Source organism: Kitasatospora sp. NPDC038210 (genome assembly GCF_055600605.1).
This window is the reverse complement of sequence record NZ_JBVJYK010000006.1, coordinates 200,614-216,799: the sequence shown is the minus strand read 5'-3', so window position 1 is coordinate 216,799 and position 16,186 is coordinate 200,614. Positions and strand designations below refer to the sequence as shown.

General features: G+C 71.2%; 12 protein-coding genes. 2 read left to right on the top strand and 10 right to left on the bottom strand.

All coding sequences use genetic code 11. From position 1 onward, the window contains the following. Positions 1–4 precede the first annotated feature (4 nt). From ACZ7KX_RS15005 to ACZ7KX_RS14985, 5 genes are all read right to left on the bottom strand, one after another. A complete protein-coding gene (locus ACZ7KX_RS15005; protein WP_470326801.1) occupies positions 5–592 on the bottom strand; it encodes a CGNR zinc finger domain-containing protein in 588 nt (195 codons plus the stop codon). A 112-nt stretch (positions 593–704) separates the two neighbouring features. Further along, the gene (locus ACZ7KX_RS15000; protein WP_470326800.1) at positions 705–1,505 is read right to left on the bottom strand and encodes an amino acid ABC transporter ATP-binding protein; all 801 of its coding nucleotides are present in this window, start codon (positions 1,503–1,505) and stop codon (positions 705–707) included. Beyond that, the gene (locus tag ACZ7KX_RS14995) at positions 1,502–2,476 is read right to left on the bottom strand and encodes an amino acid ABC transporter permease (protein ID WP_470326799.1); all 975 of its coding nucleotides are present in this window, start codon (positions 2,474–2,476) and stop codon (positions 1,502–1,504) included. Before ACZ7KX_RS14995 ends, ACZ7KX_RS15000 begins: the two co-directional genes overlap by 4 nt. Positions 2,477–2,512: 36 nt before the next feature. Further along, on the bottom strand, positions 2,513–3,445 hold the full coding sequence (locus tag ACZ7KX_RS14990) for an ABC transporter substrate-binding protein (RefSeq protein WP_470326798.1): 933 nt from the start codon (positions 3,443–3,445) through the stop codon (positions 2,513–2,515). A 412-nt stretch (positions 3,446–3,857) separates the two neighbouring features. Next, positions 3,858–4,787, bottom strand: coding sequence for an ABC transporter substrate-binding protein (locus ACZ7KX_RS14985; RefSeq protein WP_470326797.1), 930 nt, complete (start codon positions 4,785–4,787; stop codon positions 3,858–3,860). Between the two features lie 583 nt (positions 4,788–5,370). Between ACZ7KX_RS14985 and ACZ7KX_RS14980 the strand changes: the two genes are divergently transcribed. Then, positions 5,371–6,564: an NAD(P)-dependent malic enzyme gene (locus tag ACZ7KX_RS14980; RefSeq protein WP_350522961.1), complete on the top strand. Its 1,194-nt coding sequence runs from the start codon at positions 5,371–5,373 to the stop codon at positions 6,562–6,564. A 111-nt stretch (positions 6,565–6,675) separates the two neighbouring features. Beyond that, positions 6,676–7,638 (top strand): zinc-binding dehydrogenase, encoded by a 963-nt coding sequence (locus ACZ7KX_RS14975; RefSeq protein WP_470326796.1) that lies wholly within the window; start codon positions 6,676–6,678, stop codon positions 7,636–7,638. Positions 7,639–7,735: 97 nt separating this feature from the next. On the opposite strand, the gene ACZ7KX_RS14970 is transcribed toward ACZ7KX_RS14975, so the two are convergent. The 5 genes from ACZ7KX_RS14970 to ACZ7KX_RS14950 all read right to left on the bottom strand — a co-directional run bounded on the left by ACZ7KX_RS14970 (position 7,736) and on the right by ACZ7KX_RS14950 (position 16,167). Continuing rightward, positions 7,736–8,779, bottom strand: coding sequence for a PadR family transcriptional regulator (locus tag ACZ7KX_RS14970; protein ID WP_470326795.1), 1,044 nt, complete (start codon positions 8,777–8,779; stop codon positions 7,736–7,738). Position 8,780: 1 nt separating this feature from the next. Further along, entirely contained in the window at positions 8,781–9,683 is a 903-nt protein-coding gene (locus ACZ7KX_RS14965; RefSeq protein WP_396544377.1) for a DUF4097 family beta strand repeat-containing protein, read from the bottom strand. A 213-nt stretch (positions 9,684–9,896) separates the two neighbouring features. Continuing rightward, a complete protein-coding gene (locus ACZ7KX_RS14960; RefSeq protein WP_350522957.1) occupies positions 9,897–10,076 on the bottom strand; it encodes a DUF6104 family protein in 180 nt (59 codons plus the stop codon). A 51-nt stretch (positions 10,077–10,127) separates the two neighbouring features. After that, positions 10,128–12,125 carry a serine/threonine-protein kinase gene (locus tag ACZ7KX_RS14955; RefSeq protein ID WP_470326794.1) on the bottom strand — a complete coding sequence of 666 codons (1,998 nt, stop codon included), beginning with the start codon at positions 12,123–12,125 and terminating at the stop codon, positions 10,128–10,130. A 295-nt stretch (positions 12,126–12,420) separates the two neighbouring features. Further along, positions 12,421–16,167: a multifunctional oxoglutarate decarboxylase/oxoglutarate dehydrogenase thiamine pyrophosphate-binding subunit/dihydrolipoyllysine-residue succinyltransferase subunit gene (locus tag ACZ7KX_RS14950; RefSeq protein WP_470326793.1), complete on the bottom strand. Its 3,747-nt coding sequence runs from the start codon at positions 16,165–16,167 to the stop codon at positions 12,421–12,423. Between the last annotated feature and the right edge of the window lie 19 nt (positions 16,168–16,186).

Below are 16,186 nucleotides of genomic sequence, written 5' to 3'. Positions count from 1 at the left end.
GGGCCTACTGCCCGCCGCCCAGCGCGGCCTCCGCCTCCTGGCGCTTGCGGGCCCGGTAGGCCGCGACGTTGGCCCGGGTCGCGCAGCGGTCCGAGCAGTAGCGGCGGGAGCGGTTGGTCGAGGTGTCCAGGTAGGCGTTGCGGCAGGGCGCGGCCTGGCAGATGCCCAGCCGGTCGGCGCCCAGCTCGGTCAGGTGGACGGCCAGGCCCATGCAGGCGACCGCGCTGAAGTGCGCGGTGGCGGTCGGCGAGTTGTCGGCCAGGTGCAGGTGCCAGCGGGGCCGTCCGGCGTCGTCCAGGTAGTCGTGCCCGGAGATCAGCGGGCTGACGGGGTACTCCATCAGCAGGCTGTTCAGCAGGTCGACGCCGCGGGTCTCGTCCCCGTCGGCGGCGGCCTCGAAGACCCCGCGCAGCCGGGTCCGCACGGCCCGCAGCCGGGGCAGGTCGGACTCGTCGGCGAGCGCGGCGGCCCGGGAGGAGTCGGAGAACAGGGCGCGCACCGCGTCCACGGAGGTCAGCGTGTCGGTGCCGCGCTCCGGCTCCTCGGTGTTCACCAGCCGAACGGCGAGGTCGGCGTACGAGGCGAGCTCCACGGCGGTCCTTCCAGAGAATCGGTAACGGGCTGACTGCTTCCAGCCTATTACCCGAGTGGGGAAAACGTCGGCGCCCGGCAGGAGCTGCCTGCCGGGCGCCGACGGGATGGGCTCAGAGCACCTTGGAGAGGAACGCCCTGGTGCGTTCGTGCTGCGGGTTCGTGAGGACGTCACGGGGGTTGCCGGACTCCACCACCACACCGCCGTCCATGAACACCAGCGCGTCGCCGACCTCGCGGGCGAAGCCCATCTCGTGGGTGACGACCACCATGGTCATGCCCTCCTCGGCGAGGCCGCGCATGACGTCGAGGACGTCGCCGACCAGCTCCGGGTCGAGCGCCGAGGTGGGCTCGTCGAACAGCATCAGCTTGGGCTTCATGGCCAGCGCGCGGGCGATCGCGACGCGCTGCTGCTGGCCGCCGGAGAGCTGCGAGGGGTAGCTCTTCGCCTTGTCGGAGAGCCCCACCCGCTCCAGCAGGGCCATCCCGCGCTCGCGGGCGTCGGCCTTGCTCTCCTTGCGGACCTGCACCGGCGCCTCGATGACGTTCTCCAGCGCGGTCATGTGCGGGAAGAGGTTGAAGTGCTGGAACACCATGCCGATGTCCCGGCGCTTCTCCGCGACCTCGCGGTCCCGGAGCTCGTGCAGCCGGTCGCCCTTCATCCGGTAGCCGACCAGCTCGCCGTCCACCGAGAGGAGACCGCCGTTGATCTTCTCCAGGTGGTTGATGCACCGCAGGAAGGTCGACTTGCCGGAGCCGGAGGGGCCGACCAGGACGAACACCTCGCCCTTGCGGACTTCGAGGTCGATGCCCTTGAGCACCTCCACCAGTCCGTAGGACTTGCGCACGCCCTGCGCCTCGACCATCGGGACGGCCGTGGCGTCCCCGGGTTGCGGCTTCGTCAGATCGGTCATACGTGGCCACCTCCTTCGAGGCCCGTGACCACGTCGTCCTTGGCCTTCGGCACGGGCTTGCCGGCGAAGAGCCGGCGCAGTCGCTGCAGCGGCGTGGGCGGGAGCACCCGGTTGGCGCCGCGCGCGTAGTGGCGCTCGATGTAGTACTGGACCACGGTGAGGATCGAGGTCATCAGCAGGTACCAGATGCTGACGACGAGCAGCAGCGGAATGGTCTGGAACGTGCGCGAGTAGATGTTCTGGCCCGCCCGGAGCAGTTCCTCCAGCGAGATCGCCGAGACCAGCGAGGTGGTCTTCAGCATCGAGATGGTCTCGTTGCCGGTCGGCGGGATGATCACGCGCATGGCCTGCGGCAGGATGATCCGCCGCATGGTGTTGAACTGGCTCATGCCGAGCGCGTGCGCGGCCTCGGTCTGGCCGAGCGGCACGGACTGGATGCCGCCGCGGACGATCTCCGCCATGTAGGCGGCCTCGTTGAGGCCGAGGCCCAGCAGGGCGGCGACGAACAGCGGGATCGCCTCGTTGGTCGGCTCGGACCAGAAGGCCGGGCCGAACGGGATGCCGATCGAGATCTCGGCCCAGAGCGAGCCGAGGAAGTTCCAGAACAGCAGCTGCACCAGGACCGGGGTGCCGCGGAAGACCCAGATGTAGAACCAGGCGGTGCTGGAGAGCACCGGGTTCGGCGACAGGCGCATGATCGCGAGCGTGATGCCGCCCGCGATGCCGATCGCCATGGAGAGGAACGTGAGTTCGAGGGTGACGCCGAGGCCGTGCAGGATCGAGGGATCGAAGAGGTACTGGCCGACGACGTCCCACTGGAACTGGGGATTCGTGGTGAGGGCGTGGATCAGCATCGCCGCGACGACCGCGACGACTGCTGCCCCGACCCAGCGTCCGGGGTGGCGGACCGGGACGGCCTTGAGGGTTTCGGGCCGTCCCGGGTGCGCCGACCCCTGGTCGGAAGTGTTCACTGTGTGGCCTCAGGGGTTGGTTTCAGGACCGCGGATTCAGCTGGTGGCGCCGTTGACGACGGACGAGTCGATCGCGCCCGCCTGAACGCCCCACTTCTCCAGGATGGCCTTGTACGTGCCGTCCGCCATCAGGGACTGGACGGCGCCCTGGACGGCCTTGGACAGCGGCGAGTCCTTCTGCAGCACGACGCCGTACGGAGCGGTGTCGGTCACGGTGCCGACCTTCTCCAGCTGGCCGTTGGTCTGCTTGATGGCGTAGTCGACGACCGGGGAGTCGGCCAGCATGACCTGGTCGCGGCCGGAGACCAGCGCCTGGGTGACGTCCGTCTGCAGGTCGAACTTGTCGCCGTCGTTCGGCACCGGCGGCTTGCCGGCCTTCACGCAGGCGGGGTTGATGGTGTCGGTGATCTCCTTGGCCTGCGTGGTGCCGGTCTGCACGGCGACCTTCTTGCCGCAGAGGTCGTTCGGGTCGATCTTGTCGGGGTTGCCCTTCTTGACCGCCGCACTGGTGCCCGCGCTGAAGTAGGTCACCATGTCGACCGACGCCTCGCGCTCCTTCGTGTCGGTGAAGGAGCTCAGGCTCATCGTGTACTTGTTCCCGGTGATGCCGGGGATGATCGCGTCGAAGGTGGCGTTCTGCACGTCGGCGTTCAGGCCGAGCTTCTTGGCGATGGCGTTGGCCATGTCGACGTCCATGCCCACGATGGCGCCCTTGTCGTCCTTGAACTCGTTGGGCGCGTAGGAGGCGTCGGTGGCGACGACGATCTTGCCGGCGGACTTCACGTCGGCGGGGACCAGGGCGGCCAGAGCCGGGTCGGCGGTCACGGCGGGGACCGACGCGCTCGGGTTGGCACCGGTGGACGAACCGGACGACGACTTGCTGCTGCTGCAACCGGTCAGCACGAGGGAGACCGAGGCGGCGACCACACCGGCCGCGAAGAGCCGGTTGCGCTTGGTACGGGCGGTCATGAGGGGGATCTCCTCCTGGGAGAGAAGGTCGGGCGGAGCGCGCCGCGGGAGCGGCGCACCGGGGTTGCGAGCCGTACGGCGCCGTACGGGTGTGCGTCGTACGTCGTCGTACGTGCAGGCCGGGTTTTGCAGTGCCTGGACGCTGGGACCGCCCAGGGTTGAACGAGGTACTGCATCCGCCACCCTCCGCCGAGGTGGACGTTGACCGAACCGCCTCGACCAGTGGCCGGCTCGATCCGAGATGGGGGGAATCCTGCCATCTGAGGACGGTCAGGTGACCCTCATCCAGATCAAAATCGGATAACGAGGGGTCACACCGTCCGCTATTCGGACCTATTCCTGGCCCCTGTCACCCTCCGCATAAGTATGCAGATCCCTCTGTGCTCTGCCCGGAGGCCCGCCGCCCGTCCGCTCAGATGCCCCCGTTGACCACGGCGTTCTGGGCCGCACCCGCGCTGACGCTCCACTTGGCGAGGATCTTGTCGTACTCGCCGCTGCGGATCAGCTGGTCGACCGCCTTGGCCATCGCGTCGCGCAGCTGGGTGTCGGTCTTGCGGACCGCGATCCCGTACGGGTTGGAGGTGGACTGCCCGCCGGTCACCTCGAAGCGGTTGCCGCCGTCGGTGGTCTTCGCCGCGTAGGCGGCCACCGGGAAGTCGTTCAGCCCGGCCTGGGCGGCGCCGGAGGCGACCTCGGCCAGCGCCTTGGCGTCGCTGTCCAGCTTGTGCGTGGTCAGCTGACGGCCGGTGCGGGCGCAGACCCCGACCTGCCGGGTGGCGATCTCGTCCTGGGTGGTGCCCTGCTGGAGCGCGATGGTCTTGCCGCACAGGTCGTCCAGGGTCTTGATCCCCTTGGGGTTGCCCTTCGGGACGACGATCGAGGTGCCGGCGATGAAGTAGTCCACGAAGTCCACGCCGGGGTTCGCCTGCTTGCCGCTGTCGTCCAGGCCGTCGCGGCGCTGGCGGATGTCGCTGATCGCGGACATCGCCACGTCGTACTGCTTGGACTGCAGGTTCGGTATCAGCTTGGCGAACGTGGTGTCCACGAACTCGATCCGCACGTCGAGGATCTTGCCCAGCGCGGTGGCGATCTCCGGGTCGAGACCGGCCGGCTTGCCGTCCGCGCCGCGGAACTCCACCGGGGCGTAGTTGACGTCCATGCCGATGCGCAGCACCCCGGCGGAGCGCTGGGCGGCGGGCAGCTTGTCCCGGACGTCCTTGACCGGGTCGTCCGGAGCGGCGGCCTGCCCGCCGCCTCCGCAGCCGGTCAGCAGCAGGGCACCGGCGGTGGCCAGGACGGCGCCGACGAGCACCGGACGACGGAAGGGGAGGAGGTGAGGCATGAGGGGCTGCTCCTGTGGGAGGGACGTGCGGCCGCCACGGTGTCGCGGTGGTGTACGCGAAATGGCGGCCACGCGATCCTGCCATCCCGCCCTGCCGGGCCCGGCGGCGGGTGTGTCAGAATTCGGTACCGGGTGACCCCCGAACGCTCGAACCAGACCGCCGGGCCCCGACAGGCTCGGGGTGCTCGGGAACGGAAGTCCTCACGCGGCTCCGTATCCGGAGTGCCGACTCCCCCTGCGTCTGAGTTCACTCCTGCGGGTGCGCGTGCGCTCATGCCGTTGCCGCCGCCGGTGCCCGGCGCTTCCGACGCCGGCCCAGTGACGCGACAGCGCGGCGATGAACCGCACGTGACGAGGACGAAAAGGCACAGGTGCGGTGCCTTCGTCCGACCTAGGCTCGGCCCGATAGCACTAACGCGGACAACACAAGACCCCATAAAACCCTCATCCGAGGGCGCCGCCCGACGGCAGCGCCCCGACCCCGTTCCGGGTCCGCTCAGGCGTACCCGGTTTCCGGTTTCCGGACGGGTCGCCCTGTCCGTCGGTCGCGCGTCCTCGCCAGATCAATGACGAAGAGGTCATCGTGGCAGCGGAGATCATCAGCAGCACCCAGGACACCGACGATCCGGTCGACGCGGTTTTCGCGCTCCACCGCGGCGGCAAGATGGAGATCCGGGCGACCGTCCCGGTGCGCGACGCGGACGACCTGTCCCTCGCCTACACCCCCGGTGTCGCCCGCGTCTGCACGGCCATCGCCGAGCAGCCGGAGCTGGTCAACGACTACACCTGGAAGTCCAACACCGTCGCGGTGGTCACCGACGGCACCGCGGTGCTGGGCCTCGGCGACATCGGCCCGCAGGCCTCGCTGCCGGTGATGGAGGGCAAGGCCATCCTGTTCAAGCAGTTCGGCGGCGTGGACGCGGTGCCGATCGCGCTGGCCTGCACCGAGGTCGACGAGATCGTCGAGACCGTGGTCCGGCTGGCGCCCTCCTTCGGCGGCGTCAACCTGGAGGACATCTCCGCCCCCCGCTGCTTCGAGATCGAGCGCCGGCTCCAGGAGGCCCTGGACATCCCGGTCTTCCACGACGACCAGCACGGCACCGCGATCGTCACCACCGCCGCCCTGTGGAACGCGGCCAAGGTGACCGGCCGTGAGATCGGCTCGCTGCGGGCCGTCATCTCCGGTGCGGGCGCGGCCGGCATCGCCATCGCCAAGATGCTGGTGGCGGCCGGCATCGGCGACGTGGCGGTCTGCGACCGCAAGGGCGTGGTGTACGAGGGCCGCGGCGACCTCACCGACGTCAAGGCCGAGATCGCCGGGCTGACCAACCGCACGGGCGTCAAGGGCTCGCTGGCCGACGCGCTGGCCGGCGCCGACGTGTTCATCGGCGTCTCCGGCGGCACCGTGCCGGAGGAGGTCGTCGCGACCATGGCCGAGGGCGCCTTCGTCTTCGCGATGGCCAACCCGACCCCGGAGATCCACCCCGAGGTCGCGCACAAGTACGCGGCCGTCGTGGCCACCGGCCGCAGTGACTTCCCGAACCAGATCAACAACGTGCTGGCCTTCCCGGGCATCTTCGCCGGTGCCCTGCAGGTCCGGGCCAGCCGGATCACCGAGGGCATGAAGCTGGCCGCCGCCAAGGCGCTGGCCGGCGTGGTGGCCGACGAGCTGACCCCGCAGAAGGTCATCCCCTCGCCGTTCGACGAGCGGGTCGCCCCGGCGGTCACCAAGGCCGTCGCCGAGGCGGCCCGGGCGGAGGGCGTCGCCCGGATCTGACGATCCGGTCCGACGATCCGACCGGACATCCCGTACACGGCCGAGGCCGGGACGCGCGTCACACCCACGCGTGGTTCCCGGCCTCGGCCGTCCGCCGCTATCGTCCGGATCATGTTTGCTGCCTACGCCGCACGTATCGATGCCGACGACCCGCTCAGCGGACTGGAGTTGGGCGAACTCCCCGAGCCGCAGGCCCGCCCCGGGTGGAGCGTGGTCACGGTCAAGGCCGCCAGCCTCAACCACCACGACCTGTGGTCGCTGCGCGGGGTCGGCCTCCCGGCCGAGAAGCTGCCGATGATCCTCGGGTGCGACGCGGCGGGCGTCGACGAGAACGGCAACGAGGTGGTCATCCACTCGGTGATCGGCCAGACCGGCCACGGGGTGGGCCCGAACGAGCCGCGATCCATCCTGACCGAGCGCTACCAGGGCACCTTCGCCCAGCAGGTGGCGGTGCCCACCTGGAACCTGCTGCCCAAGCCCGCCGAGCTGAGCTTCGAGGAGGCCGCCTGCCTGCCCACCGCCTGGCTGACGGCCTACCGGATGCTGTTCACCAACGGCGGGGTCAAGCCCGGTGACACCGTCCTGGTGCAGGGGGCCGGCGGTGGCGTGGCGACCGCGCTGATCGTCCTCGGCAAGGCGGCCGGCCTGCGGATCTGGGTCACCGGCCGGGACGAGGCCAAGCGCCGCCGGGCCGTGGAGCTCGGCGCGGACGCGGCCTTCGAGAGCGGCGCCCGGCTGCCCGCGCGGGTCGACGCGGTGATGGAGACCGTCGGCGCCGCGACCTGGTCGCACTCGGTGAAGTCGCTGCGTCCGGGCGGCACCATCGTCATCTCGGGTGCCACCTCCGGCCCCAACCCGAGCGCCGCCGAGCTGAACCGGATCTTCTTCCTGGAGCTCAAGGTGGTCGGCTCGACCATGGGCACCAAGGAGGAGCTGGCCGGGCTGCTCGCGCTCTGCGCCAACACCGGCGTCCGCCCGGTGATCGACTCGGTGCTGCCGCTGAGCGAGGCCCGGGACGGCTTCGCCCGGCTCGCCAAGGGCGAGGTCTTCGGCAAGATCGTCCTCAACCCCTGACGCGAGGGGGCCCGGCGCTCCGCGCGGGAGCACCGGGCCCGGTCCTTCGTCCGGTCGGCCTTGCGGCCGGCCGGGCCGGCCGGCCGCCCTGAGGCCGTCAGCCGAGCAGCCGCTTCAGCCGCTCGCCCGCGGCGCCCAGCACCCGGCGGGCCTCGGCCAGCTTGTCCCCGCTCACCCCGCCGTCCCGGGCCGCGTCGCGGACCTGGTCGCGGAAGCGGTCGAGCAGCCGTTCCAGCTCGCGGGCCGGGTCCTCGGCCGGGTCGGTGCGCGTCCACGCGGGCAGGTCGGCCGGTGCGGCCGGCTCGTCCTCGTCCAGGTCGATCCGGGTGACGGTGATCCGCTCGTCCGACGGGCCGGGCTCGTCCGACGGGTGGCCCCAGCGGGCCGCGTCGGCCAGCCCGGACAGGCCCTTGGTCAGCTCGGCCAGGCCCTCGGCCAGCCCGGTCGGCCAGTCGCCCTTCGCGGCGTGCTCGCGCACCTGCTGCTCGACCCGGCGCTTGATCCGCAGCGCCTCCTGCTGGGCGGCGGTGCGCGAGGCCTTGGCCTGCTCGCGCAGCCGGCGGGCCTCGTCCTCGGCCGCCTTCGCCTTGGCCTTGGCCGCCTTCTCCTGCTCCCGGGCGCGCTTGGCCTGGTCCTTGGCCTGCCGCTTGAACTCGGCGAACTCGTCCTTGGCGCGCTGCCAGGAGTCGTTGTCGCCCCAGGGGCCGGCCCACGGGTCGCCCGCGCGCTCGGCGCGCTCGGCGCGGTCCGGCCGCGGCGTCTGCTTGGCGGCCTTCCACAGCTCCTCGCGCAGATCCTTGGCGCTGTCCCGGACGTCCTCGCGGATCGCCCCGGCGAGCTGCGCCACGGAGTCCCGGATCTCCAGCTCCAGCTCGTCCAACTCACCCTGCCGGGCTTCGAGTTCGGCCCGTCCGGCGTCGGTCAGCCGGTAGACCTTGCGGCCTCCCTCGGTGCTGTGGGTGACCAGGCCCTCCTGCTCCAGCTTGGCCAGCCGCGGGTAGACCGTCCCGGCCGAGGGCGCGTACAGGCCCTGGAAGCGCTCCTCCAGCAGGCGGATCACCTCGTAGCCGTGCCGCGGGGCTTCGTCCAGCAGCTTCAGCAGGTAGAGCCGGAGCCGGCCGTGGCCGAACACAGGGGTCATCTCAGGCCTCCTTGGTGAAGTCGGGCTTGCCGGAGCCGGCCGGGAGCTCCTTCGCCGGGCCGTCGTCCTCCGGCTCCGGGCGGCTCAGCACGGTGACCGAGCCGGAGACGGTGGTGACGTTGAGCTTGCCGCGGCCCTCGCCGAGCTGGCCGGACAGCTTCTTGGCGCCCCAGGAGCCGCTCAGCTTGAGCTGCTCGAAGCTGCTGGAGATGTCGCCGCTGGTGGACCCCGCCTCGACCTTGGCGTCGGCGCGGGAGGGGATCCGGACCACGACCGGGCCGCTGACGGTGGTGACCTTGACGTCGGCCTCGCCGTCGACGTCGAGGTCCAGGGTGACGGCCCCGGTGACGGCGTTGGCCTGGACCCGGTCGGCGGTGCCGGCGACGACGGTCAGCTGCCCGGAGACGGTGTTGACCCGGAGCTGGCCGCCGACCGACTGGGCGTCGACGTCACCGGTGACGGTGTTGGCGTCGGTGCGGCCGGTCAGCCCGACCAGGGTGGTGTCGCCGTTGGCGCTCTGCACCGAGACGTGCCCGGTGACGCCGGAGACGGTGGTGCCGGCGGAGACCGTGCCGAGCTTGACCTCGGTGTCGGCCGGCACGGTCAGGGTGATGCCGGCGACCCGCTTGCGCTTGAGCGAGCCGAAGAAGCTCTTGACCGAGCCGACCGACTTGAGCCAGTCGCCGAACTCGCCCCAGCTGTTGATGTCCTTGTAGGTGACCGTCAGGACGCCGTCCACCACGGTCACGTGCAGGGGATCGCCCTGGAGCTCGGTGACCTCCAGGCGGGCCGGGCCTTCGGCCGCCACCACGTTCACCGTGCCCTCGATGATCCGCACGTGCAGCGCGCGGACCGCGTCGTCGATGGTGATCCTCTCGGGGCCCTCGACCGTCCACTGGCTCATCTCTGCCGCCTCCCGTTGCCGATCGCGATGTATCGCGTTCTCTTCTAAAGACGATATATCGCGTGCCGGGAGAGTCAAGCGTGCCCGACCCCGATCCCGACCCCGATCCGCCCCCGAGGCTTCCCCTACGGGCCGCCGGCCGGGGCCGTCCGCGGACGCGCGAGAGGCCCGGGAGGCGGTTGCCTCCCGGGCCTCTCGCAGGCCGTCACCGGGTCACTCGTCGTCCTCGTCGTCGAGCCGGGCCAGCCAGGTGGCCAGCCGCTCGACCGGGATCTCGAAGTCCGGGTTGAGGTCGACGAACTCGCGCAGGCGCTCGGCCAGCCACTCGAAGCTGACCTCCTCCTCGCCGCGCCGGTTCTGCAGCTCCTCGATGCCTCGGTCGGTGAAGTACACGGTTCGCTCCGGTCCGATGGGGGTTGACCCGGTCAGGATAGACCGGACGGGTCAGCCGTCGTTGCGCCAGTAGCTCAGCGACAGCTTGACCGCGCCGCTGCTCTTGTTGCCCTGCTCGATCACCTTGGCGATCACGACGCCGCCGTTCTTCCGGTTGCGCAGGCAGAACAGCCGGCCCGGGGGCAGGTCGTCGAACTTCAGGTCCTTGGTGGGCTCCCGGTCGATCGCCGCCGAGCAGCTCTGCGGGGTGAGCGTGTTCTCCCGGCTGATGTAGGCGTCGGAGTTGCTGTCCAGGTCGAAGGTGCCGATGCTGGTCGGGTCGAGGGCCCAGGTGGGGCTGGTGGAATCGGGCACGACCTTGCCGCCGGACAGGTCGAAGCTGTAGCTGTAGCTGGTCGCGTACAGCTCGGTGTCCTGGTAGACCACGGTGTAGACGCTGTTGCGCGGCACGGTGGCACCGGCCGTCGGGCTCTTCGAGGCGTCGGTGGAACCGCTGCTCTTCGTCGGGGTGGCCGAGGGGGAGGCGTCGTCGCCGCTCGTGCCGCTCGTGCCGGTCGGGGTGGACCTGGGCGTGGCCGCCGCCGGGTTGGGCGTGGACGGGCCGCTGCTACTGGCGGAGCTGTCCTTCTTCTTGCCGTCGTCCAGCTTCTTCATCAGCACCACGCCGCCCGCGGTGCCGCCGACCGCCATCACCAGGGCGACGGTGAGCAGCACCTTCCAGGACACCCCGCCCTTGCGCTTGGGCTCGGGCTCCTTCCCGGGCTGCGGGTCGGCGGTCACCACCGGGCCGGGCGGCGGGGTGTCGTACGACGGCGGCTCGGGCTGCAGGTGGACGGTCGGCGGGGTGGTCAGCACCGGGGCGGTCGGCGACTCGGTGGGTGGCTGCGGGGCGCCGTACGAGCCGAGCGGCGGCGGCGCGAAGCCCTGCGGGGGCGTCACGGGCGGCTGCTGCGGGTGCACCGCGGTGGCCGGGTGGGTCGGGGCGGCGACGGGGTGGGTCGGCGCGACGGGCGGCTGCGGGGGAGCGGTCGGGGCGGCGGCCGGCATCGCCGGCATCGCGGGCACCGGGGTCGGCGGGGTGGCGGGCGCGGCCGGCAGCGGCGTCGGCGGGGTCTTGGGCAGGTCGGAGCGGCGGGTGATCTCGGTGTTGACCTCGCGCGGCAGCCAGTCGTCGCCGAACCGCAGCTGGCCGCCGACCTCCGGGTGGTTGCGGGCGACCTGGATGATCTCGGCGGGGGTGGGGCGGTCCTCCGGGCTCTTCGCCAGGCAGCGCTGGATCAGCTCGCGCAGGTCGGCCGGGACGGCCGACAGGTCGGCCTCCTCGTGCACCACGCGGTAGAGCACGGCGGTGTCCGGGCCGTCGCCGAACGGCGGGGTGCCGCCGGCCACGTACGCGGCCAGGGCGCCGAGCGCGAAGACGTCGGTGGCCGGGGTGACCGGGCGCCCCTGGGCCTGCTCGGGGGACATGAAGGCGGGCGAGCCGATCCGGTAGCCGGTGCCGGTCAGCGCGGTGGCGTCGGCGGCCCGGGCGATGCCGAAGTCGATCACCCGCGGGCCGTCCCCGGCGACCAACACGTTGGCGGGCTTGAGGTCGCGGTGGACCACCTCGACGCTGTGGATCGCCTGCAGGGCCTCGGCGATGCCGCCCATCAGCAGCAGGACGGTGCGCACCGGCAGCGCGCCGTTCTCCCGCACCACCTGCTGCAGGGACGGGCCCGGGACGTACGCGGTGACCAGCCAGGGGGCGTCGCTGTCCAGCCCGCCGGAGTCGATCACCTGCGCGGTGTAGAGCCCGTGGATCCGCTGGGCGTTGCTGACCTCCTGGGCGAAGCGGCGGCGGAACTCGCCGTCCTCGGCGAACTCCGGGCGGACCACCTTGAGCGCGACCGGGCGCCCGCCCGGGGTGTACGACAGGTAGACCCGGCCCATGCCGCCGGCGCCGAGCCGGGCGAACAGGCGGTAGCCGCCGACCTCCTTGGGATCGTCCGGCAGGAGCGGCTGGAAGACCGGAGGGAGCTTTCCGGCGTCCCGAGGCGTGTCGGCGGTCATGTGGTGGTCCCCCTGGGAGAGCGGTGAGGCGGTACGGCCGGGGCGGCGGGCGCGACGACTGGCGTCCGACGTCCTTCTGGCGAGGCATAACCTATCGATCCGTCAGGAGTCCGTGCACAGCGGTTCCGGTTTGGTTGCAGAGCTGGAACCTTGACATGGCTCGACGGTGAAACGGTTCTCCCGGGAACGGGCGGTGGAGAGCGGGCGGCGGAGAACGACGCGGCCCCCGTCCTCCCGGGTGGGAGGACGGGGGCCGGTGAGCCCTCGGCGCCTCAGGGCGCCGCAGCGTCTGGCGTCAGAGCGAGAAGACCTCTTCGATCAGCGCCTGCTGCTCGGCGGCGTGCCGCTTGGCCGAGCCGACCGCCGGGGACGAGGCCGTCGTGCGGGCGACGCGGCGCAGGCGGGAGCCGCCGGCGCTGCGGCCGATGACGACCTGCAGGTGGTCGACCAGGTTCATCGCGATGAACGGCCAGGCACCCTGGTTGTCCGGCTCCTCCTGCGCCCAGACGAACTGGACGTTGTCGCCGTAGCGGGCCAGCTCCTCCTGGAGCTCGGCCACCGGCAGCGGGTAGAGCCGCTCGACCCGGACGATCGCGGTGTCGGTGACGCCGCGCTCGGTGCGGGCCGCCTCCAGGTCGTAGTAGAACTTGCCGGCGGTGATGACCACCTTGCGGACCTGCGCCGGGTCGACGGTGGTGTCGCCGATGACCGGGCGGAACGAGCCGGACAGGAACTCCTCGGTCGCACTCGCCGCGGCCTTCAGACGCAGCATCGACTTCGGGGTGAAGACGACCAGCGGCTTGTGGTGCGGGTTGTGCGCCTGCCAGCGCAGCAGGTGGAAGTAGTTCGACGGCAGGGTCGGCATGGCGACCGTCATGTTGTTCTGCGCGCACAGCTGGAGGAAGCGCTCCGGGCGGGCGGACGAGTGGTCCGGGCCCTGGCCCTCGTAGCCGTGCGGCAGCAGCAGGGTGACGCCGGAGTGCTGGCCCCACTTCTGCTCGGCGGACGCGATGTACTCGTCCACCATGGTCTGCGCGCCGTTGACGAAGTCGCCGAACTGCGCCTCCCACATGACCAGCGCGTTCGGGCGGGTCAGCGAGTAGCCGTACTCGAAGCCCATGGCCGCGTACTCCGACAGCAGGCTGTCGTAGACGGTGTAGCGGGCCTGGTCCTCGGTGAGGTACTGCAGCGGGGTGTAGTCCTCGCCGGTCTTGCGGTCGATCAGGACGGCGTGCCGCTGGCCGAAGGTGCCGCGGCGGCTGTCCTGGCCGGCCAGGCGGACCGGGTGGCCCTCCATGAGCAGCGAGCCGATGGCGAGGGTCTCGCCCATCGCCCAGTCGATGGTGTTGTCCTCGACCGAGCCGGCGCGGCGCTGCAGCTGCGGCAGCAGGCGCGGGTGGACGGTCAGCCAGTCCGGGTGGTTCACCTGGGAGGCGGCGATCCGCTTGACCATCTCCTGGGAGATGCCGGTCTGGATGGAGACCGGGAAGTCGGCGACCGGCTTGCCCGCGGTGGCGTCGGCCGGCGCCTGGGCCGCGTCACGGACCTCGGCGAAGACCTTCTCCAGCTGGCCCTGGAAGTCCTGGAGCGCCTGCTCCGCCTCTTCCATGGTGATGTCGCCGCGACCGATCAGGCCCTCGGTGTACAGCTTGCGCACCGAGCGCTTCTTGTCGATCAGGTCGTACATCAGCGGCTGGGTGAACGACGGGTTGTCGGCCTCGTTGTGACCGCGGCGGCGGTAGCAGATGAGGTCGATCACCACGTCCTTGTGGAACTCCTGGCGGAACTCGAAGGCGAGCCGCGCGACGCGGACCACGGCCTCCGGGTCGTCGCCGTTCACGTGGAAGATCGGGGCCTCGATCATGCGGGCCACGTCGGTGCAGTACATCGAGGAGCGCGAGGACGCCGGGGCGGCGGTGAAGCCGACCTGGTTGTTCACCACGACGTGCACGGTGCCGCCGGTGCGGTAGCCGCGCAGCTGCGACATGTTCAGGGTCTCCGCGACGACGCCCTGGCCGGCGAAGGCCGCGTCGCCGTGGATCTGGATCGGCAGCACCGGGAAGGTGGTGCCGCCCTGGTCCAGGATGTCCTGCTTGGCGCGGGCGATGCCCTCGACGACCGGGTCCACGGCCTCCAGGTGGGAGGGGTTCGCGGCGAGCGAGACCTTGATGGTCTCGCCGTCCAGGCCGGTGAAGGTGCCGTCGGCGCCCAGGTGGTACTTGACGTCGCCGGAGCCGTGCATCGACTTCGGGTCGAGGTTGCCCTCGAACTCGCCGAAGATCTTGCCGTACGGCTTGCCGACGATGTTGGCCAGCACGTTCAGGCGGCCGCGGTGGGCCATGCCGATGACGGCCTCGTCCAGGCGGTGCTCGGCGGCGGCGTCGATGGTCGCGTCCAGCAGCGCGATCAGCGACTCACCGCCCTCCAGCGAGAAGCGCTTCTGGCCGACGTACTTGGTCTGCAGGAAGGTCTCGAAGGCCTCGGCCGAGTTCAGGCGGCGGAGGATCCGCAGCTGCTCCTCGCGCTCGGGCTTGGAGTACGGCTTCTCCAGGCGCTCCTGCAGCCACTTGCGCTGCTTCGGGTCCTGGATGTGCATGTACTCGATGCCGACGGTGCGGCAGTAGGTGTTGCGCAGCAGGCCGAGGATGTCGCGGAGCTTCATCATCTTCTGGCCGCCGAAGCCGCCGACCGCGAACTCGCGCTCCAGGTCCCACAGGGTGAGGCCGTGCGTGGTGACGTCCAGGTCGGGGTGCTTGCGCTGCTTGTACTCCAGCGGGTCGGTGTCGGCCATCAGGTGACCGCGGACCCGGTAGGAGTGGATCAGCTCCATGACGCGCGCGGTCTTGTTGACCTCGTCGTCGTGGGTGGTGGCGACGTCGGTGGCCCAGCGGACCGGCTCGTACGGGATCCGCAGCGACTCGAAGATCTCGTCGTAGAAGCCGTTCTCGCCGAGCAGCAGGCGGTGGATCTCGCGCAGGAACTCGCCGGACGCCGCGCCCTGGATGACGCGGTGGTCGTAGGTCGAGGTCAGCGTCATGATCTTGGAGACGCCCAGGCGGGACAGGGTCTCCGGGGCGGAGCCCTGGAACTCGGCCGGGTACTCCATGGCGCCGACGCCGACGATGGTGCCCTGGTTCTGCATCAGGCGCGGCACGGAGTGCACGGTGCCGATGCCGCCGGGGTTGGTCAGCGAGACCGTGACGCCGGTGAAGTCGTCCATGGTCAGCTTGTTGGCGCGGGCCCGGCGGACGATGTCCTCGTAGGCCTGCCAGAAGCCGAAGAAGTCGAGGGTCTCGGCCTTCTTGATGGCCGCGACGACCAGCTGGCGGTCACCGTTGGGCTTGACCAGGTCGATGGCCAGGCCGAGGTTGACGTGCTCCGGCTTGACCAGGAAGGCCTTGCCGTCCTCCACCTTGTAGCTGTGGTTCATGCCCGGGGCGGCCTTGATGGCCTGGACCAGGGCGTAACCGATCAGGTGGGTGAAGGAGACCTTGCCGCCGCGGGCGCGCTGCAGGTGGTTGTTGATGACGATGCGGTTGTCGATCAACAGCTTCGCCGGCACGGCGCGGACCGAGGTCGCGGTCGGCACCTCCAGCGAGGCGTCCATGTTGCTGGCGACGGCCTTCGCCGGGCCGCGCAGCTGGACCAGCTCGGGGCCGGCGGTGGCGGCGGGCGCGGCCGGGGCCGGGGCGGCGGCCTTCGGGGCCGGGGGCGCGGCGGGCGCGGCGGCGAGCGGGGCGGCAGCCGGGGCCGGGGCGGCCGGGGCGGCCGGTGCGGCGGTGGCGGGCGCGGCCGGAGCAGCAGCGGCGGGCGCGGGGGCAGCGGCAGGGGTCGGCGTGGGGCCGGCCTGGGTCGCGGCCTGGGTCACTGGGGTCACCTCGGTACCGGGCTTGTAGTCGGCGAAAAAGTCCCACCAGGCTCGGTCGACCGAGTTCGGGTCCTGGAGGTACTGCTGGTAGATCTCGTCGACGAGCCACTCATTGGGGCCGAAGCCAGTGGAGCTTGCCGAGCTGTTGGGGGTTTCTTGGGACTGTGGCGACACGGCGGCAACCGCCCTCTTC

Bases quoted from the DNA above. Each gene is read 5' to 3' on its own strand.
- ACZ7KX_RS14990 (WP_470326798.1), bottom strand. From the start codon at position 3,445: ATGACCGCCCGTACCAAGCGCAACCGGCTCTTCGCGGCCGGTGTGGTC.
- ACZ7KX_RS14970 (WP_470326795.1), bottom strand. From the start codon at position 8,779: ATGACCCCTGTGTTCGGCCACGGCCGGCTCCGGCTCTACCTGCTGAAG.
- ACZ7KX_RS14985 (WP_470326797.1), bottom strand. From the start codon at position 4,787: ATGCCTCACCTCCTCCCCTTCCGTCGTCCGGTGCTCGTCGGCGCCGTC.
- ACZ7KX_RS14965 (WP_396544377.1), bottom strand. From the start codon at position 9,683: ATGAGCCAGTGGACGGTCGAGGGCCCCGAGAGGATCACCATCGACGAC.
- ACZ7KX_RS14975 (WP_470326796.1), top strand. From the start codon at position 6,676: ATGTTTGCTGCCTACGCCGCACGTATCGATGCCGACGACCCGCTCAGC.
- ACZ7KX_RS14955 (WP_470326794.1), bottom strand. From the start codon at position 12,125: ATGACCGCCGACACGCCTCGGGACGCCGGAAAGCTCCCTCCGGTCTTC.
- ACZ7KX_RS15000 (WP_470326800.1), bottom strand. From the start codon at position 1,505: ATGACCGATCTGACGAAGCCGCAACCCGGGGACGCCACGGCCGTCCCG.